The sequence below is a fragment of the Streptomyces sp. NPDC002776 genome, assembly GCF_053592195.1.
Window position 1 is genome coordinate 75,592 of record NZ_JBSFVG010000005.1, and the last position, 18,219, is coordinate 93,810.

An 18,219-nucleotide genomic window follows, 5' to 3' on the forward strand; every position below is an offset into this window, starting at 1 on the left:
CCGTTTCCGGTGTCCCCCTCAGGGCTGCTAGCCGCGGGCCGCGGTCAGGTGCTCGGCGTGTTCCTGGAGCGAGCGGACGCCCACATCGCCGTGGTTGAGGGCGTCGATGCCCTGCACCGCGGCGGCCAGCGCCTGCACGGTCGTCAGGCAGGGCACGGACCGCGCCACGGCGGCCGTACGGATCTCGTAGCCGTCCAGGCGGCCGCCCGTGCCGTAGGGGGTGTTGACGATGAGGTTGACCTCGCCGTCGTGGATGAGCTGGACGATGGTCTTCTCGCCGTTCGGGCCGGTGCCCTCGGACTGCTTGCGCACCACGGTGGCGTTGATGCCGTTGCGCTTGAGGACCTCGGCGGTGCCGGAGGTGGCGAGCAGCTCGAAGCCGTGCGCGACCAGTTCACGGGCCGGGAAGATCACCGAGCGCTTGTCGCGGTTGGCCACCGAGATGAAGGCGCGGCCCTTGGTGGGCAGCGGGCCGTACGCGCCGGCCTGCGACTTGGCGTACGCCGTGCCGAAGACGGAGTCGATGCCCATGACCTCGCCGGTGGAGCGCATCTCCGGGCCGAGGACGGTGTCGACACCGCGGCCGTGGATGTCGCGGAAGCGCGACCACGGCATGACGGCCTCCTTGACGGAGATCGGCGCGTCCAGCGGCAGCTCGCCGCCGTCCCCGGTGCGCGGCAGCAGCCCCTCGGCCCGCAGCTCGGCGACGGTCGCACCGAGCGAGATCCGGGCGGCGGCCTTCGCCAGCGGCACCGCGGTCGCCTTCGAGGTGAAGGGGACCGTACGGGACGCGCGCGGGTTGGCCTCCAGGACGTAGAGGATGTCACCCGCCATCGCGAACTGGATGTTGATCAGGCCGCGGACGCCGACGCCGCGGGCGATGGCCTCCGTGGACGCCCGGAGCCGCTTGATGTCGAAGCCGCCGAGGGTGATCGGGGGCAGCGCGCACGCGGAGTCGCCGGAGTGGATGCCGGCCTCCTCGATGTGCTCCATCACGCCGCCGAGGTAGAGCTCCTCGCCGTCGTAGAGCGCGTCCACGTCGATCTCGATCGCGTCGTCCAGGAAGCGGTCGACGAGGACCGGCCGGGTCGGGCTGATCTCGGTCGACTCGGCGATGTAGGACGACAGCCGGGTCTCGTCGTAGACGATCTCCATGCCGCGCCCGCCGAGGACGTACGACGGCCGCACGAGGACCGGGTAGCCGATCTCGTCGGCGATGGCCTTGGCCTCGGCGAAGGTGGTGGCGGTGCCGTGCTTGGGCGCCGGGAGGCCGGCCTCCTTCAGGACGCGGCCGAAGGCGCCGCGGTCCTCGGCGGCGTGGATCGCCTCCGGGGACGTACCGACGACCTTGACGCCGTTGTCCTTCAACGCCTGCGCCAGGCCCAGCGGCGTCTGCCCGCCGAGCTGCACGACGACGCCGGCGATCGGACCGGCCTTCGCCTCCGCGTGGACGATCTCCAGCACGTCTTCCAACGTCAGCGGCTCGAAGTACAGGCGGTCGGAGGTGTCGTAGTCGGTGGAGACGGTCTCCGGGTTGCAGTTGACCATCACGGTCTCGTACCCGGCGTCGCTCAGCGCGAAGGAGGCGTGGACGCAGGAGTAGTCGAACTCGATGCCCTGGCCGATCCGGTTGGGGCCGGAGCCGAGGATGATCACCGCGGGCTTCTCGCGCGGGGCGACCTCGGTCTCCTCGTCGTAGGAGGAGTAGAAGTACGGCGTCTTCGCGGCGAACTCGGCGGCGCAGGTGTCGACCGTCTTGTAGACCGGGCGGATGCCGAGCGCGTGCCGCACCTCGCGGACGACGTCCTCGCGCAGGCCGCGGATCTCGCCGATCTGCTGGTCGGAGAAGCCGTGCCGCTTGGCCTCGGCGAGCAGCTCGGGGGTCAGCTCGGGCGCCTCGGCGAGCTCGTCGGCGATCTCCTTGATCAGGAAGAGCTGGTCGACGAACCAGGGGTCGATCTTCGTGTACGCGAAGACCTCCTCGGGCGTGGCGCCCGCGCGGATGGCCTGCATGACGGTGTTGATCCGGCCGTCGGTGGGGCGGACGGACTCCTCCAGCAGCGCGGCCTTGTCGCCGGGCTCGCCCACGAAGGTGAACTGGCTGCCCTTCTTCTCCAGCGAGCGCAGCGCCTTCTGGAACGCCTCGGTGAAGTTGCGGCCGATGGCCATGGCCTCGCCGACCGACTTCATGGTGGTGGTCAGCGTGGAGTCGGCGGACGGGAACTTCTCGAAGGCGAACCGGGGGGCCTTGACGACCACGTAGTCGAGCGTGGGCTCGAAGGAGGCCGGGGTCTCCTGGGTGATGTCGTTCGGGATCTCGTCGAGGGTGTAGCCGACGGCGAGCTTGGCGGCGATCTTGGCGATCGGGAAGCCGGTCGCCTTGGAGGCGAGCGCGCTCGACCGGGACACGCGCGGGTTCATCTCGATGACGATGACCCGGCCGTCCTCGGGGTTCACCGCGAACTGGATGTTGCAGCCGCCGGTGTCGACGCCGACCTCGCGGATGATCGCGATGCCGACGTCGCGCAGCACCTGGTACTCGCGGTCGGTCAGCGTCATCGCGGGGGCGACGGTGATCGAGTCACCGGTGTGCACGCCCATGGGGTCGAAGTTCTCGATGGAGCAGACGACCACGACGTTGTCGTGCTTGTCGCGCATCAGCTCCAGCTCGTACTCCTTCCAGCCGAGGATGGACTCCTCCAGGAGCACCTCGGTGGTCGGCGAGAGCGTGAGGCCCTGCCCGGCGATGCGGCGCAGTTCCTCCTCGTCGTGGGCGAAGCCGGATCCGGCGCCGCCCATGGTGAAGGACGGGCGGACGACGACTGGGTAGCCGCCCAGGGTCTCGACGCCCTTGAGGACGTCGTCCATGGTGTGGCAGATGACCGAGCGGGCGGACTCGCCGTGGCCGATCTTCTTGCGGACCTCCTCGACGACCACCTTGAACTGGTCGCGGTCCTCGCCCTTGTGGATCGCCTCCACGTTGGCGCCGATCAGCTCGACGCCGTACTTCTCCAGGACGCCGTTCTCGTGCAGCGAGATGGCGGTGTTGAGCGCCGTCTGGCCGCCCAGGGTGGGCAGCAGGGTGTCCGGGCGCTCCTTGGCGATGATCTTCTCGACGAACTCGGGGGTGATCGGCTCGACGTAGGTGGCGTCGGCGATCTCCGGGTCGGTCATGATCGTCGCCGGGTTGGAGTTGACCAGGATGACGCGCAGGCCCTCGGCCTTGAGCACGCGGCACGCCTGCGTGCCGGAGTAGTCGAACTCGGCGGCCTGGCCGATGACGATCGGGCCGGAGCCGATGACCAGGACGGACTGGATATCGGTGCGCTTAGGCACGCTGGCCCTCCATCAAAGACGTGAAGCGGTCGAACAGGTAGGCGGCATCGTGCGGGCCGGCCGCCGCCTCGGGGTGGTACTGGACGCTGAAGGCCGGCTTGTCGAGCAGCTGCAGGCCCTCCACCACGTTGTCGTTCAGGCAGACGTGGGAGACCTCGGCGCGGCCGAAGGGGGTGTCGGAGACCTTGTCGAGCGGGGCGTCGACGGCGAATCCGTGGTTGTGCGCGGTGACCTCGACCTTGCCGGTCGTACGGTCCTGCACGGGCTGGTTGATGCCGCGGTGGCCGTACTTCAGCTTGTACGTGCCGAAGCCGAGCGCGCGGCCCAGGATCTGATTGCCGAAGCAGATGCCGAACAGCGGGGTGCCGCGCTCCAGGACCGCCTGCATGAGGGCGACAGGGTGGTCGGCGGTGGACGGGTCGCCCGGGCCGTTGGAGAAGAACACGCCGTCGGGCCGGACCGCGTACACGTCCTCGGGGGTCGCGGTCGCCGGCAGGACGTGCACCTCGATGCCGCGCTCGGCCATCCGGTGCGGGGTCATGCCCTTGATGCCGAGGTCGATGGCGGCGACGGTGAACTTCTTCTCGCCGATCGCCGGGACGACGTACGTCTCGGTGGTGGCGACCTCTGCGGAGAGGTCGGCGCCCGTCATCTCGGGGGCCTGGCGCACCTCGGAGATCATGGTGCCCTCGTCGGGCAGGGCGTTGCCGGAGAAGATGCCGACGCGCATGGCGCCGCGCTCGCGCAGATGGCGGGTCAGCGCGCGCGTGTCGATGCCGGAGATCCCGACGACGCCCTGCCGGCGCAGCTCCTCGTCCAACGAGCGCCGGGAGCGCCAGTTGGACGGCACGCGCGCGGGGTCGCGCACGACGTATCCGGCGACCCAGATCCGCTTCGACTCGGAGTCCTCGTCGTTGACGCCGGTGTTGCCCACGTGCGGGGCGGTCATCACGACGACCTGGCGGTGGTACGACGGGTCGGTGAGGGTCTCCTGGTAGCCGGTCATCCCGGTGGAGAACACGGCCTCGCCGAAGGTCACCCCCACGGCCCCGTAGGCACGGCCGCGGAAGATCCGGCCGTCCTCCAGGACGAGGACGGCGGGAACCCTGGTGGCTCCCCTGGTGGAGGTCGTCATCGTGCGCCTTCCGTGTCGTTGATCATCTGGTTCAGGGTGTCGACCCACTCGGTGTGCTCGGCCGCCGTGTCCGAGCGGAAGCCGGAGTCGATCAGGCGGTCGCCGTGCGCCCAGGTCACCACGAGCAGTCCGCCCTCGGTCAGGACCTTGCCGGCGATGCCTTTGTCGAGCCGGGCCTCGCGCAGCTGCCCGGCCGGGACGAAGAAGTCGCTCGCCCCGGGGCGTACGACGTCCAGGCCCGCCTCCGTCAGCGTGAGCTCGACCCGGCTGCGGGTGCCCAGGCCGTGCGCCACGATGCGGTCGAGCCACTGCCCGGCGGTCGTGGAGCCGTGGTACCGGCCGCTCATCGTCAGTGTGGCCTCGCCCGGCTCGGACGGCGCGCCGGGCAGCTCGGGCAGGTCGCCCTGGAGGGTGCCGCGCCATTTCCAGCCCTCGCGCATCAGCCAGTAGACGAGCGCGACGAAGAGGGCCAGTCCGACGAGCCAGCCGATCCGGGCGGCCCAGTCGGTCACCTCGGCCGACTTCTGTTCGGCGAGCAGAGTTACAGGTGTCACGTGAGCTTCCCGTCGACGAGCGTGGCCTTGCCCCGGAGCCACGTGTGCGTCACACGGCCCGGCAGCTCACGCCCCTGGTACGGAGTGTTGCGGCTGCGCGAGGCGAAGCCCGCGGGGTCCACGGACCCACGGTATTCCGTGTCGACGAGCGTGAGGTTGGCGGGCTCACCAGCCGAGACGGGGCGGCCGTGTCCCGTCGCCCGCCCGATCTCGGCGGGCTTGACGGACATGCGCTCGGCGACCCCGGCCCAGGTGAGGAGCCCGGTGTCCACCATGGTCTCCTGGACCACTGACAACGCGGTCTCCAGGCCGACCATGCCCATGGCGGCCGCGGCCCACTCGCAGTCCTTGTCCTCGTGCGGGTGCGGGGCGTGGTCGGTGGCGACGATGTCGATCGTGCCGTCGGCGAGCGCCTCGCGCAGCGCCAGGACGTCACGCTCGGTGCGCAGCGGCGGGTTGACCTTGTAGACCGGGTTGTACGTCCGCACCAGCTCGTCGGTGAGCAGGAGGTGGTGCGGGGTGACCTCGGCGGTGACGTCGATGCCGCGGGACTTGGCCCAGCGCACGATCTCGACGGACCCGGCGGTCGACAGGTGGCAGATGTGGACGCGGGAGCCGACGTGCTCGGCGAGCAGGACGTCCCGGGCGATGATCGACTCCTCGGCCACCGCGGGCCAGCCCCCGAGTCCCAGCTCGGCGGAGACGACGCCCTCGTTCATCTGGGCGCCCTCGGTCAGCCGCGGCTCCTGCGCGTGCTGCGCGACAACGCCGCCGAAGGCCTTCACGTACTCCAGCGCCCGGCGCATCATCACGGCGTCGTCGACGCACTTGCCGTCGTCGGAGAAGACGGTGACACCGGCCGCCGACTCGTGCATGGCGCCCAGCTCGGCGAGCTTCTTGCCCTCCAGGCCGACGGTGACGGCACCGATGGGCTGGACGTCGCAGTAGCCGTGCTCCTGGCCGAGCCGGTAGACCTGCTCGACCACGCCGGCGGTGTCGGCGACGGGGAAGGTGTTGGCCATGGCGAACACGGCGGTGTAGCCACCGCCGGCCGCCGCGCGCGTGCCGGTCAGGACGGTCTCGGAGTCCTCGCGGCCGGGCTCGCGCAGATGGGTGTGCAGATCGACCAGGCCCGGCAGCAGCACCTTGCCGGCCGCCTCGACGACCTCGGCGCCCTCCGCGCTCAGACCGGTGCCCACCTCGGCGATGGTCGCACCGTCGATCAGGACGTCCTGCGGCTCGCCCCCGAGCACCTTCGCACCACGGATCAGGATCTTGCTCATCTGTCTTACTTCTCCTCGATGCGGGTGTGGCTGACGGCGGGCTGGTTGCCGCCCAGCAGCAGGTACAGGACGGCCATCCGGATGGAGACTCCGTTTGCGACCTGCTCGACGACGGTGCAGCGCTCGGAGTCGGCGACCTCGGCGGTGATCTCCATGCCGCGCACCATCGGCCCGGGGTGCATCACGATGGCGTGCTCGGGCATCTTGGCCATGCGGTCGCCGTCGAGGCCGTAGCGGCGCGAGTACTCGCGCTCGGTGGGGAAGAACGCGGCGTTCATGCGCTCCCGCTGGACGCGGAGCATCATCACGGCGTCGGACTTGGGGAGCACGGCGTCCAGGTCGTACGACACCTCGCACGGCCAGGTGCCGACGCCGACCGGGACCAGGGTGGGCGGGGCGACCAGGGTGACCTCGGCGCCGAGGGTGTGCAGCAGGTCGACGTTGGAGCGGGCGACCCGGCTGTGCAGGACGTCGCCGACCAGCGTGATCCGCTTGCCGGCCAGGTCCTGGCCGATCCCGGCGTCCCGGCCGACGAGCCGGCGGCGCATGGTGAAGGCGTCCAGCAGGGCCTGGGTGGGGTGCTGGTGGGTGCCGTCACCGGCGTTGATGACGACCGCGTCGATCCACCCGGAGTTGGCGAGCCGGTACGGCGCTCCGGAGGCGCCGTGCCGGATGACCACGGCGTCGACGCCCATGGCCTCCAGGGTCTGGGCGGTGTCCTTGAGGGACTCGCCCTTGGAGACGCTGGATCCCTTGGCCGAGAAGTTGATGACGTCCGCGGACAGGCGCTTCTCGGCGGCCTCGAAGGAGATACGCGTGCGCGTGGAGTCCTCGAAGAAGAGGTTCACGATGGTGCGGCCGCGCAGGGTCGGCAGCTTCTTGATGGGCCGGTCGGCCACCCGGGCCATCTCCTCGGCGGTGTCGAGGATCTGGACGGCGTCGTCGCGGGTGAGATCGGCGGCCGAGATGAGATGACGCTGCATCTGTCAGGCTCCGTAAGGCAGTTCAGGTATCGGGAGATTCCGGGCAGGCGAGGGCGCACCGACAGGGCGTACGCGGTCCGGCTGCTACGAGGTCGGCTTCACACCGAGCAGCACGGTGTCGCGACCGTCCTCCTCGGTGAGCTGGACCTTGACCGTCTCCCGCAACGACGTGGGGAGGTTCTTGCCGACGTAGTCGGCGCGGATGGGCAGTTCGCGGTGGCCGCGGTCGACGAGCACGGCGAGCTGCACGGCGCGGGGGCGGCCGAGGTCGTTCAGCGCGTCGAGGGCGGCACGGATGGTGCGGCCGGAGAAGAGCACGTCGTCGACGAGGACGACCAGCCGGCCGTCGAGCCCGTCACCGGGGATCTCCGTACGGGCGAGCGCGCGCGGCGGGTGCATGCGCAGGTCGTCGCGGTACATGGTGATGTCGAGCGAGCCGACCGGGATCTTGCCGCCGGTGATCTCTTCGAGCTTCTCGGCCAGCCGCCGGGCGAGGAAGACGCCCCGGGTGGGAATGCCGAGGAGCACCACGTCGTCGGCGCCCTTGGCGCGTTCGACGATCTCGTGGGCGATGCGGGTCAGTACCCGCGCGATGTCGGGGCCCTCGAGAACGGGCCGCGCATCGGACGCTTGCGTGTCCATGGGAAAAGGACCTCCTTCTCCGCCTCACGGGACGGACCTTAAAGGACGTCGGGTTTGCGTCATCCACCGTAGCAGGCCGGGAACCGGACTCGGATCACCCCCTTGGCCCAACCGACCGCCGCGACCACGGAAGAGTCGGTGTGGACCATTCGGCTTGACGCACGAGAGTCACGCTGCGTAACCTCACAGTGAGTTACCAGCCGCGCGGCAGGAAGACGGCCGGCCGCGTCGACACAGTGTCCGGGGAGCTATATGTCCAGCGAATACGCCAAACAGCTCGGGGCCAAGCTCCGGGCCATCCGCACCCAGCAGGGCCTTTCCCTCCACGGTGTCGAGGAGAAGTCCCAGGGACGCTGGAAGGCCGTGGTGGTCGGTTCGTACGAGCGCGGCGACCGTGCCGTGACCGTGCAGCGCCTTGCCGAGCTGGCGGATTTCTACGGCGTTCCGGTGCAGGAGCTGCTGCCCGGCACCACGCCGGGCGGGGCCGCCGAGCCGCCGCCGAAGCTGGTCCTGGACCTGGAGCGGCTGGCCCACGTGCCGGCCGAGAAGGCGGGCCCCCTCCAGCGCTACGCCGCGACGATCCAGTCGCAGCGCGGTGACTACAACGGCAAGGTGCTCTCGATCCGCCAGGACGACCTGCGCACACTCGCCGTCATCTACGACCAGTCCCCCTCGGTCCTCACCGAGCAGCTGATCAGCTGGGGCGTGCTGGACGCCGACGCCCGCCGCGCGGTGTCCCACGAGGACAGCTGAACGCTCCGCGGGTTGAGCAGAAACGTAACGCCGGGGTGGTAGGAGCTATGTGGCTCCCGCCACCCCGGCGGTGTTTTCCGTGTTCCGGCGCGGTGACGACTCCGGCCACGGCAACGCCGGGCAGGGGCGCGGGGAACTGCGCGACCAGCCACGGACCACCGCCGGGCCGCAAGCGGCGGCACCACCCCGCCCCCCTGGGCGCACGAACGCCGGGGGCCCGCAGCAAGCGCGCTGCAGGCCCCCGGCGTTCGTCGTACCGCCGCCTACGCCTCCCGGCGCAGCGTCGGCTTGAGCTCCTTCAGACGGCCGAGGAGGCCGTTCACGAACGAGGGCGACTCGTCCGTGGAGAACTCCTTGGCCAGCTGCACCATCTCGTCGAGCACGACGGCGTCCGGGGTCTCGTCGACCCAGATCAGCTCGTAGGCGCCGAGCCGCAGGATGTTGCGGTCCACGACCGGCATCCGGTCCAGCGTCCAGCCGACCGAGTACTGCGCGAGCAGGTCGTCGATCCGGCGCGCGTGCTCCGCGTAGCCCTCGACGAGCTGCATCGTGTACTCGCTCACCGGCGGCTGGCGGGTGTCGGCGTGGGAGAGCCGGACCCAGTCCGCGAGGACCGTCAGGACGTCGGCGTCGCGCTGGTCGCCCTCGAAGAGGATCTGGAAGGCGCGCTTGCGGGCCGTGTTGCGGGCAGCCACGGTTAGCTGTTCACCCGGCCGAGGTAGTCGCTCGTGCGGGTGTCGACCTTGATCTTCTCACCGGTGGTGATGAAGAGCGGGACGTTGATCTGGTGGCCGGTCTCCAGGATGGCGGGCTTGGTGCCACCGGTGGAGCGGTCGCCCTGGACGCCCGGCTCGGTCTCCTGGATGACGAGCTCGACGGCGGCCGGCAGCTCGACGAAGAGCACCTCGCCCTCGTGCTGCGCGACGGTGGCGGTGAAGCCCTCGATCAGGAAGTTGGCGGCGTCGCCGACGGCCTTGCGGTCGACCATCAGCTGGTCGTAGGTCTCCATGTCCATGAAGACGAAGTACTCGCCGTCCATGTACGAGAACTGCATGTCGCGCTTGTCGACAGTGGCCGTCTCGACCTTGACACCGGCGTTGAACGTCTTGTCGACGACCTTGCCGGAGAGCACGTTCTTGAGCTTGGTGCGCACGAAGGCCGGGCCCTTGCCGGGCTTGACGTGCTGGAACTCGACGACGGACCAGAGCTGGCCGCCTTCGAGCTTGAGCACCATGCCGTTCTTGAGGTCGTTCGTGGAAGCCACGGTTGCGGAATCTCCTGGACTGACGTGGACGACCCCGGCGCACGCACTCCTACAGCGCGAGCAGCTCCTTGGTCGTGATGGTGAGTAGCTCGGGTCCGCCGTCCGCCTCGGGGCGGACGACGAGCGTGTCATCGATCCGGACGCCGCCCCGGCCCGGGAGGTGAACCCCCGGTTCGACGGTGACCGGCACGCAAGCGTCCAGTTTACCCATGGCCGCGGGAGCCAACTGCGGGTCCTCGTCGATTTCGAGTCCGACGCCATGGCCGGTGAGCGGTGGCAGCCCCTCCGCATGCCCCGCGGAGTCCAGCACCTGGCGGGCCGCCCGGTCCACGTCGCGGTAGGCGGCGCCGGGTGCCAGGCTCTCCCGGCCGGCGCGCTGAGCGGCGAAGACGAGGTCGTACAGCTCGATCTGCCAGTCGGCCGGCGAGGTGCCGATGACGAAGGTGCGGCCGATCTCGCAGCGGTAGCCGCGGTAGGTGGCGCCCAGGCAGACGGAGAGAAAGTCGCCCTCCTCGACCCGTCGGTCGGTGGGCCGGTGGCCGCGGCGGCCGGAGTTCGGGCCGGTGGCCACAGAGGTCGGGAAGGCGGGGCCGTCGGCCCCGTGGTCGACGAGCCGGCGCTCCAGCTCCAGGGCGAGATGCCGCTCGGTGCGGCCGACGAGGATGGACTCCAGGAGCTCGCCGAGGGCCTGGTCGGCGATCTCGGCGCCGATGCGCAGACAGGAGATCTCCTCCTCGTCCTTCACCACCCTCAGCTGTTCGACGGCTCCGCCCAGCCCCGCGAGGCGCAGCCGGGGCGCGACGGAGGTGATGGCCCGGTACCGGGCGACGGTGAGGTGATGCTCCTCCACGGCCAGGGATTCGGCGCGCTGCCCTCCGGCGAGATCGGCGGCGGCCACCGCCGGATCGCCTCCGGCGCCGGGGAGCCGGTGCACGCGCAGCGCCTCGTCCGGGCGGCCCCCGGCGGGGCGGTCGTCCGGCGGGCCGGTGCACACCAGGACGTCCTCGGTACGGCCGATCAGCAGGACGGCGTTCTGGGGGGCCGCGCCCGCCAGGTAGCGGACGTTGGCGGGGCGGGTGACCAGAGCGGAGTGGCTGCCGCCGGCTTGGCAGTGGTCCCGTAGGCGGGATCTTCGCGTGGCGTACACCTCTGACATGACACGAGCGTAGGAGTCTTGTAGGCGCGGCGCCGGTCGGGAGGGCCGAGTGGGGGGTGGTTGCGGTTGCTGCGCCAGGTGCGGGGCTGTGGGGGCTTGTCGCGCCCGCGCGGCGGAGCCGCACATCGATACAGCCCCGCGCCCCTGGGGTGGGACCGGTCCCCTGCGTCACAAGGAGCCCTTTACCAGCTCGGCGGGCTCGCTATGGACCGGGCCAGTACGTCGTCCAGGACCTGGGCCGTCTGCTGCACGTCCATTTGGGAGTTGTCGATGATCGGCAGGCCCGAGCCGTACCAGCCCGCCATGCGGCCGTGGATGCGGGCCACCTCCTCGTCGGTGAGGCGGCGGTTGCCGGAGCGTTCCGCGTTGCGCTCCAGGACGATCTCCAGGCCCGGCAGGAGGACCACCGGCAGCAGGCCGGGGCCCACATGGCGCTTCCAGCCGCCGAGGCCGACGACCGGGCGGTCGGGGAAGACCGCGTCGTCGAGGATGCAGGAGATGCCGTTGGCCAGGAAGTTGCGGGCGGCGAAGCCGCAGGTGCGGCGGGCCAGGCGGTACTGGGCCTCGGAGTGGTCGTTCCAGCCGGTCTGGGGGTCGGCGAAGCCGGAGCGGACCCATTCGCGGACGTCGTCGAGGCTGATGTGGGCCGTGGGCACCCGACGGTGGTCGGCCCAGTACTTGGCGACGCTGGTCTTCCCGGCACCCGCCGGGCCGATGAGCAGCACCGCGAGGGTCGTGCCGGACGGATCGGGCGCGCCCGGGGCGGGGACGGGCGGCATGGCGACCGGGCCGCCGGGGGGCAGCGGCACATGGCCGGTGGTGTCCGGGGCCGGGGGCTGCGGGACGTGCGGGGGCGTCGGCGGAACCGGGCCCGGGGGCGGCCCGGTGAAGCCGGGCGCCGGCGGGGGCACCGGGGCGGCCCCCTGGTGCGGGCCCGGGTGCGGCGGACCCGGGTGGTGTGCGGCCGGGGACCAGCCGACGGCCGGTCCGTGCCCCGGCTGGTGGGGCGGCGGCAGCGGAGAACCCACTGCGTGCTGCATCCGGTGCCACTCCATCTCGTACGGGACATTGGCGCTGGCAGCGAGGGGCGAGCCCCGCTCCCTACCGAACGGTACCGCCCCCGGCCACTGTTTGGTGAACGGCCGGGGGCGGTCCGAAGTGCCCCTGCGCACAGGGAAAATCGGGCGTACGGCGCCCCGGCGGACTTACTGGCCCACTTCTCCGTACGCGGCGAGCAGCACGGCCGGGTCCGGGCCCTCCAGGACGGTCGGCTTGGCCAGGCCGTCCAGGACGATGAAGCGGAGCAGGTCGCCGCGGGACTTCTTGTCGACCTTCATGTTCTCCACCAGCTTGGGCCACTGGTCGTAGCGGTAGTGCAGCGGAAGGCCGACCGCCTCCAGGATCGTGCGGTGCCGATCGGCGGTCGCGTCGTCGAGCCGCCCGGCCAGGCGGCCCAGTTCGGCGGCGAAGTGCATGCCGACGGCCACCGCCGCGCCGTGCCGCCACTTGTAGCGCTCGTTCTTCTCGATGGCGTGGCCGAGGGTGTGGCCGTAGTTGAGGATCTCGCGCGGGCCCGACTCCTTCAGGTCCGAGGAGACGACCTCGGCCTTCACCCGGATCGAGCGCTCGATCAGCTCGGCGGTGTGCGGTCCGGCCGGGGTGCGGGCGGCCTCGGGGTCGGACTCGATGAGGTCGAGGATCGCCGGGTCGGCGATGAAGCCGGCCTTGATGACCTCGGCGAGCCCGGAGACGTAGTCGTTGACCGGGAGGGAGTCCAGTGCGGCCAGGTCGCACAGGACACCGGCGGGCGGGTGGAAGGCGCCGACGAGGTTCTTGCCCTCGGCGGTGTTGATGCCGGTCTTGCCGCCGACGGCCGCGTCGACCATGGCGAGCACGGTCGTCGGGATGGCGATCCAGCGCACCCCGCGCAGCCAGGTCGCGGCCACGAACCCGGCGAGGTCGGTGGTGGAGCCGCCGCCGACGCCCACCACGACGTCGGTGCGGGTGAAGCCGGACTGGCCGAGCGCCTTCCAGCAGTAGGCGGCGACCTCGGCGGTCTTGGCCTCCTCGGCGTTCGGCACCTGGATGGCGACGGCGTCGAAGCCCTGCCCGGCGAGGTCGGCACGCAGCGCCTCGCCGGTCTCGGCGAGGGCCTCGGGGTGGATGACGGCGACCCGCTTGACCCGGTCACCAATCAACCCGCCGAGCTCGCCCAGGAGTTGACGGCCCACCAGAACCTCGTACGGCTCACTGCCCGCCGTGCCGCCGACCTGGATCCTGGTGACTTGGCTTGCCATGACGTCCTCCGGCCGGGGGTCCGGGGGTTGCCCCCCGGGGGATGCAGTCTTCAACTCCAGTGCGTCCAGGGCGGCTCGGGTGACTTCGTCGGGCGTACGGCCGTCGGTGGCCACGACCGCCGTGGCGATCTGCTCGTACAGATGACGGCGGGCCTCCATCAGCTCGCGCCACTGCTTGCGGGGGTTGACCGCGAGCAGCGGGCGGGCGGCGTTCAGGCCGGTGCGCTTGACCGCCTCCTCGACGTCCATCGAGAGGTAGACGACCCGCAGTCCGGCCAGCGCCGTGCGCGTGTCCTCGTCCAGAATGGCGCCGCCGCCGAGCGCGAGGACGCCCTCGTGCTCGGCCAGTGCCCGCAGCACGGCCTGCTTCTCGATCGCGCGGAAGGCGGGCTCGCCCTCGTCGACGAAGATCTCGGCGATGGCCCGGCCCTGCTCGGCGACGATGTCGTCGTCGGTGTCGCGGTAGCCGACGCCGAGCCGCTCGGCGAGCAGCCGCCCGACGGTGGACTTGCCCACGCCCATCGGGCCGACGAGCACCACCACCGGGTTCACCGGATCACCAGGTTGTCGAGGTAGGAGCGCACATTGCGCCGGGTCTCGGCGACCGAGTCGCCGCCGAACTTCTCCGCCACCGCGTCCGCGAGGACGAGGGCCACCATGGCCTCGGCGACGATGCCGGCGGCCGGGACCGCGGAGACGTCGGAGCGCTGGTGGTGGGCGGCGGCGGCCTCGCCGGTGGTGACGTCCACGGTCTGCAGGGCGCGCGGCACGGTCGCGATCGGCTTCATCGCGGCCCGGACCCGCAGCAGCTCACCGGTGGTCAGACCGCCCTCGGTGCCGCCGGAGCGGCCGGAGACGCGCTTGATGCCCTCGGGGGTGTTGACGATCTCGTCGTGCGCCTTGGAGCCCGGCACCCGCGCCAGCTCGAACCCGTCGCCGAGCTCCACGCCCTTGATCGCCTGGATGCCCATGAGCGCACCGGCGAGCCGCGCGTCCAGCTTGCGGTCCCAGTGCACGTGCGAGCCGAGGCCGACGGGGACGCCGTAGGCCAGGATCTCGACCACGCCGCCGAGGGTGTCGCCGTCCTTGTGGGCCTGGTCGACCTCCGCGACCATCGCCTTCGAGGTGTCCGCGTCCAGGCAGCGCAGCGGGTCGGCGTCCAGCTTCTCGACGTCGGCCGGGGTGGGGTACACGCCCTGCGGGGCCTTCACGGAGCACAGCTCGACCACGTGGCTGACGATCTCGATGCCGGCGGTCTCCTTCACGTACGACCGCGCCACCGCGCCGAGCGCCACCCGGGCCGCCGTCTCACGCGCCGAGGCGCGCTCCAGGATCGGCCGGGCCTCGTCGAAGCCGTACTTCTGCATGCCCGCGAGGTCCGCGTGGCCGGGGCGGGGCCGGGTCAGCGGGGCGTTGCGGGCGAGCCCGGCGAGGATCTCCGGGTCGACCGGGTCGGCCGCCATGACCTGGTCCCACTTGGGCCACTCGGTGTTGCCGACCATGATCGCCACCGGGGAGCCCAGGGTGAGGCCGTGCCGGACGCCGCCGAGGAAGGTGACCTCGTCGCGCTCGAACTTCATCCGCGCACCGCGGCCATAGCCGAGCCGGCGCCGGGCCAGGTGGTCCGCCACCATCTCCGTGGTGATCGGCACGCCGGCCGGGAGGCCCTCCAGCGTCGCCACGAGTGCGGGGCCGTGGGACTCCCCCGCGGTCAGCCAGCGCAACCTGCTCAACGATGCTCCTCAGTGCTCGCGCCCTGGTACTGCCCTTCGTACGCGTGTCCTCGCGTACGGCGTCGGCACGACCAGGTGCGCGGCCCCGGCCCGCCGCTTCCGATCCTCCCACGTCCCGGTGCGGTCCCCGGCCGCCGGTCCATCAGTCGGACGCGAATGTGTCAGGCCGCGACGCGGCTGCGCCATCAGGCGGAGCTGTCCTCCGGGCGCCGCTGCGGGGCGTACGGGCCCAGGTAGTCGGCCCCGCTCCCCTGGCCCTGGGGCGCAGCCGCCGGGACAGGCTGCGGCTGACGCAGCGCGCGGCGGCGGGCGATCTTGTTGCGCAGCCTGATGGTCCAGGTGGCCAGCAGGGCGAGCACGATCAGGACCAGCACGGTGTTCTGCACCCAGTCGGGCAGGAACCACAGCAGGCTCTCGAAGATCTGGCTCTTGCCGGACGCCAGCGGCTGACCTGTGGACATCGAACGAATTCCCCTCCCGGTCCCGCCCCCTGCGGAACCGGAAGGATCTTAGCGGGCGTCGAGCGCGTGTTCGCCCGCTTTTCGCATGGCGTCCAGCGGGGCCGGAGTGCGCCGCGTCATCTGCTCGACCTGGAGCACCGCCTGGTGCACCAGCAGGTCGAGCCCGCTGACGACGGCCCCGCCGAACATGGACCAGCGGGCCGCGAGCGGGGTGGGCCAGGGGTCGTAGAGCACGTCGAACAGCGTGGCGGGGCGCTCCGGTACGGCGGAGGCGAGCTCGTCGGTCGTACCGGCCGGAGTGGTCGCGACGACCAGGGGCGCGCGCAGCGCCTCGGCGGCGTCCGCCCAGTCCGCCGTCCGCACCTCGACGTCGAGCCGTTCGCCCCACTGCCGCATCTCCGCGGCGCGGGCAGGGCTGCGGACGTAGGCCACGACCTCGCCGGTGCAGATGCGGGCGAGCGCGGCCAGCGCGGAGGAGGCGGTGGCACCCGCGCCCAGGATCGCGGCCGAGTCGACCTGCTCGATGCCGCGTTCGCGCAGGGCGGCGACCATCCCGGGGATGTCGGTGTTGTCGCCGGTGCGGCGGCCGTCCTCGGTGAACACGACGGTGTTGACCGCCTCGACCGAGCGGGCCGTCTCGCTGATCTCGTCGAGCAGCGGGATGACCGCCCGCTTCAGCGGCATGGTCAGCGACAGTCCGGCCCACTCGGGGCCGAGCTCGGCGAAGAACCCGGGCAGCGCCGCCTCGTCCACCTCGTACCGGTCGTACGTCCAGCCGGTGAGCCCCAGCTGCTCGTAGGCGGCGCGGTGCAGCACCGGCGAGAGGGAGTGGGCGATGGGCGAACCGAGCACGGCGGCCCGGCGGGCGTCTGTGCCCTGACCTGTCATTGCACCTGTCCTTGAGCCGTCAGTCGTTGTTCCGCGACGCGTTGAACTGCTCGACCAGCTTCTCGTGCTCGGCGAGCGTCTTGGTGAACTTGCTGGTCTTGCCGTCCAGCGAGATGAAGTAGTACCAGCCGTCGTCCGTCGGGTTCAGCGCGCCCTTCAGCGCCTCTTCGCCCGGGTTGTCGATCGGGCCGGGCGGCAGTCCCTTGACGAAGTAGGTGTTGTACGGGTTGTCGAACTCCCGCAGCTCGGCGATCGTCAGGTCGATCTTGCTCTGGTTCTTGATGTAGTTGTACGTGGAGTCGAACTCCAGCGAGCCGTAGGTCTCGGGGTTGCCGGGCTCGAGGCGGTTGTAGACCACCTCGGCCATCTTGCGGAAGTCGTCGTGGCTGGTGCCCTCGGCCTGCGCCAGGCTCGCCACGGTGAGCAGCTGCCAGGGGCTTTCCAGGCCCAGGTCGGCGGCCTTCTTCTCCAGGCCGAGCTCCTCGTACTTCTCCGTGGCCCGGGCGACCATCCGCTTGAGGACGGCCTCGGGCTTCTGGCCCTTGGCCACCGGGTAGCTGGACGGGTAGAGGAAGCCCTCCAGCGGGTCCTTGACGTCCTTGTGGCCCGTCGCCCACTCGGGAAGGCCGAGGCTGTCCGCCTTCTCCTCGGCGATCTCCGCCGTGGTGCCCTTGTCGAGTTCGAGGCGCGCGTCGATCAGCTTGTAGACCGCGACATTGCGGGTGCCCTCGGGGATGATCAGGTTGTTCTGGCTCTTCGGGCTGAGCATGAGGTCGACCGCGCTGCTGGCCGACATCTCCTTCTGCAGCGTGTAGACACCGGCCTGGATCGTGTTGCCCTTGGGGTTCTGCTGCTGGGCGGCGACGAACGCGTCGACGCTCTTGACCACGCCCTTCGACTTCAGCTCCTGGCCGATGGAATAGCCGCCGGCGCCCTCGGGGATCTCGACGGTCACCTGCTCGCCGTTGCCGCTGCCCGCATAGTCCGGGGCGTCGCCGAAACGATCCTGGTAGAACTGATAGCCGAAATATCCGACGCCGCCGATGCCTCCGCCGAACACCAGCAGGACGACCAGACAGGCGCATCCGCTACGGCGTTTCTTGCCGCCTTTGCCGCCCCGGCCCCGCCGGTCGCCTCGGCCGCGGCGGCTCCCCAGGTCGTCGACGTCGTCGTCATCGTCGCCGCCCGCGAAGAAAGCGTGCTCGCCCTGGTCGGGACCCGGGTCCCAGTCGGTGCGCGGCTCCGGCTCGGCCTGTCGTCGGCTCGGCGGCTCCGGCGGCGGGTACGCCTCGGGAGTGCCGTAGAAGTCCGACTGCTGTTCGCCGTAGGCGGCGTTCTGCTGGCCGTAGGGGTCGGCGGGATCGGTGTACTGGACCTGCCCGTGCGTGCCGGTGCCCCAGCCGCTGTTGTCGTACCCCTGCTGGCCCTGGTCCTGGTACTGCTGCTGGTCGTACTGCTGCGGGTACTGCTGCTGCGCCTGACCGTATCCGCCCTGCTGGCCGGTGCCCCAGTCGCCGTACTGCTGCGGCTGCTGGGGTTCCTGCGGCTGCTGCTGCTCCGGATAGTGCTGCGGCTGGCCGCCGTAAGGGGACTGCTGGCCCGCCTGGGCCTGCTGTCCCTCCCATCCACCGTCCCCGTGGTACGGGTCCTCGGGATGCCACGGTTCGGAGCCCTGGCCCCGGCCATACTCAGTCATCGATCCCCTAGAGCCGCGAGGCGGCGGTCGCGCGGGGT

Annotated in this window: 16 protein-coding genes; 1 reads left to right on the forward strand and 15 read right to left on the reverse strand. The window is 71.1% G+C overall.

Annotation, left to right across the window (positions count from 1 at the left end; translation table 11 throughout):
- Positions 1 to 27: 27 nt before the first annotated feature.
- The 6 genes from carB to pyrR form a co-directional block, all read right to left on the reverse strand.
- Positions 28 to 3,336, reverse strand: coding sequence for a carbamoyl-phosphate synthase large subunit (gene carB, locus ACWD11_RS12395; RefSeq protein WP_451282821.1), 3,309 nt, complete (start codon positions 3,334 to 3,336; stop codon positions 28 to 30).
- Positions 3,329 to 4,471, reverse strand: coding sequence for a glutamine-hydrolyzing carbamoyl-phosphate synthase small subunit (gene carA, locus ACWD11_RS12400; protein ID WP_451282823.1), 1,143 nt, complete (start codon positions 4,469 to 4,471; stop codon positions 3,329 to 3,331). The genes carB and carA overlap by 8 nt, the downstream gene beginning before the upstream one ends.
- Complete coding sequence (locus ACWD11_RS12405) at positions 4,468 to 5,025, reverse strand: PH-like domain-containing protein (RefSeq protein WP_389420692.1); 558 nt, start codon at positions 5,023 to 5,025, stop codon at positions 4,468 to 4,470. Before ACWD11_RS12405 ends, carA begins: the two co-directional genes overlap by 4 nt.
- A complete protein-coding gene (locus ACWD11_RS12410) occupies positions 5,022 to 6,308 on the reverse strand; it encodes a dihydroorotase (RefSeq protein WP_451119487.1) in 1,287 nt (428 codons plus the stop codon). The genes ACWD11_RS12405 and ACWD11_RS12410 overlap by 4 nt, the downstream gene beginning before the upstream one ends.
- 5 nt (positions 6,309 to 6,313) lie before the next feature.
- Positions 6,314 to 7,291, reverse strand: a complete 978-nt coding sequence (locus ACWD11_RS12415) for an aspartate carbamoyltransferase catalytic subunit (protein ID WP_389420694.1) — start codon at positions 7,289 to 7,291, stop codon at positions 6,314 to 6,316.
- A gap of 84 nt (positions 7,292 to 7,375) precedes the next feature.
- Entirely contained in the window at positions 7,376 to 7,933 is a 558-nt protein-coding gene (pyrR, locus tag ACWD11_RS12420; RefSeq protein WP_351980902.1) for a bifunctional pyr operon transcriptional regulator/uracil phosphoribosyltransferase PyrR, read from the reverse strand.
- 252 nt (positions 7,934 to 8,185) lie between these two features.
- Here pyrR and bldD point away from each other — a divergent pair, with 252 nt between their 5' ends.
- Positions 8,186 to 8,686, forward strand: coding sequence for a transcriptional regulator BldD (gene bldD / locus ACWD11_RS12425; RefSeq protein WP_007380685.1), 501 nt, complete (start codon positions 8,186 to 8,188; stop codon positions 8,684 to 8,686).
- 263 nt (positions 8,687 to 8,949) lie between these two features.
- Here the strand turns inward: bldD and nusB are convergent, their stop codons facing one another.
- The 9 genes from nusB to mltG all read right to left on the reverse strand — a co-directional run bounded on the left by nusB (position 8,950) and on the right by mltG (position 18,181).
- Complete coding sequence (gene nusB, locus ACWD11_RS12430; RefSeq protein WP_451282825.1) at positions 8,950 to 9,381, reverse strand: transcription antitermination factor NusB; 432 nt, start codon at positions 9,379 to 9,381, stop codon at positions 8,950 to 8,952.
- 2 nt (positions 9,382 to 9,383) lie between these two features.
- The gene (gene efp / locus ACWD11_RS12435; RefSeq protein WP_328870023.1) at positions 9,384 to 9,950 is read right to left on the reverse strand and encodes an elongation factor P; all 567 of its coding nucleotides are present in this window, start codon (positions 9,948 to 9,950) and stop codon (positions 9,384 to 9,386) included.
- A 49-nt stretch (positions 9,951 to 9,999) separates the two neighbouring features.
- On the reverse strand, positions 10,000 to 11,106 hold the full coding sequence (locus ACWD11_RS12440; protein WP_389420696.1) for an aminopeptidase P family protein: 1,107 nt from the start codon (positions 11,104 to 11,106) through the stop codon (positions 10,000 to 10,002).
- 182 nt (positions 11,107 to 11,288) lie between these two features.
- Positions 11,289 to 12,146 (reverse strand): Pro-rich N-terminal domain-containing protein, encoded by an 858-nt coding sequence (locus tag ACWD11_RS12445; protein WP_389420697.1) that lies wholly within the window; start codon positions 12,144 to 12,146, stop codon positions 11,289 to 11,291.
- Between the two features lie 165 nt (positions 12,147 to 12,311).
- Positions 12,312 to 13,925, reverse strand: coding sequence for a 3-dehydroquinate synthase (aroB, locus tag ACWD11_RS12450; protein ID WP_451283125.1), 1,614 nt, complete (start codon positions 13,923 to 13,925; stop codon positions 12,312 to 12,314).
- 26 nt (positions 13,926 to 13,951) lie between these two features.
- The gene (gene aroC, locus ACWD11_RS12455) at positions 13,952 to 15,136 is read right to left on the reverse strand and encodes a chorismate synthase (RefSeq protein WP_389420698.1); all 1,185 of its coding nucleotides are present in this window, start codon (positions 15,134 to 15,136) and stop codon (positions 13,952 to 13,954) included.
- Positions 15,137 to 15,321: 185 nt separating this feature from the next.
- Positions 15,322 to 15,597: a hypothetical protein gene (locus ACWD11_RS12460; protein ID WP_451282828.1), complete on the reverse strand. Its 276-nt coding sequence runs from the start codon at positions 15,595 to 15,597 to the stop codon at positions 15,322 to 15,324.
- Between the two features lie 48 nt (positions 15,598 to 15,645).
- Positions 15,646 to 16,485 (reverse strand): shikimate dehydrogenase, encoded by an 840-nt coding sequence (locus ACWD11_RS12465; protein ID WP_451282830.1) that lies wholly within the window; start codon positions 16,483 to 16,485, stop codon positions 15,646 to 15,648.
- A 19-nt stretch (positions 16,486 to 16,504) separates the two neighbouring features.
- Positions 16,505 to 18,181, reverse strand: coding sequence for an endolytic transglycosylase MltG (mltG, locus tag ACWD11_RS12470; protein ID WP_451282832.1), 1,677 nt, complete (start codon positions 18,179 to 18,181; stop codon positions 16,505 to 16,507).
- Between the last annotated feature and the right edge of the window lie 38 nt (positions 18,182 to 18,219).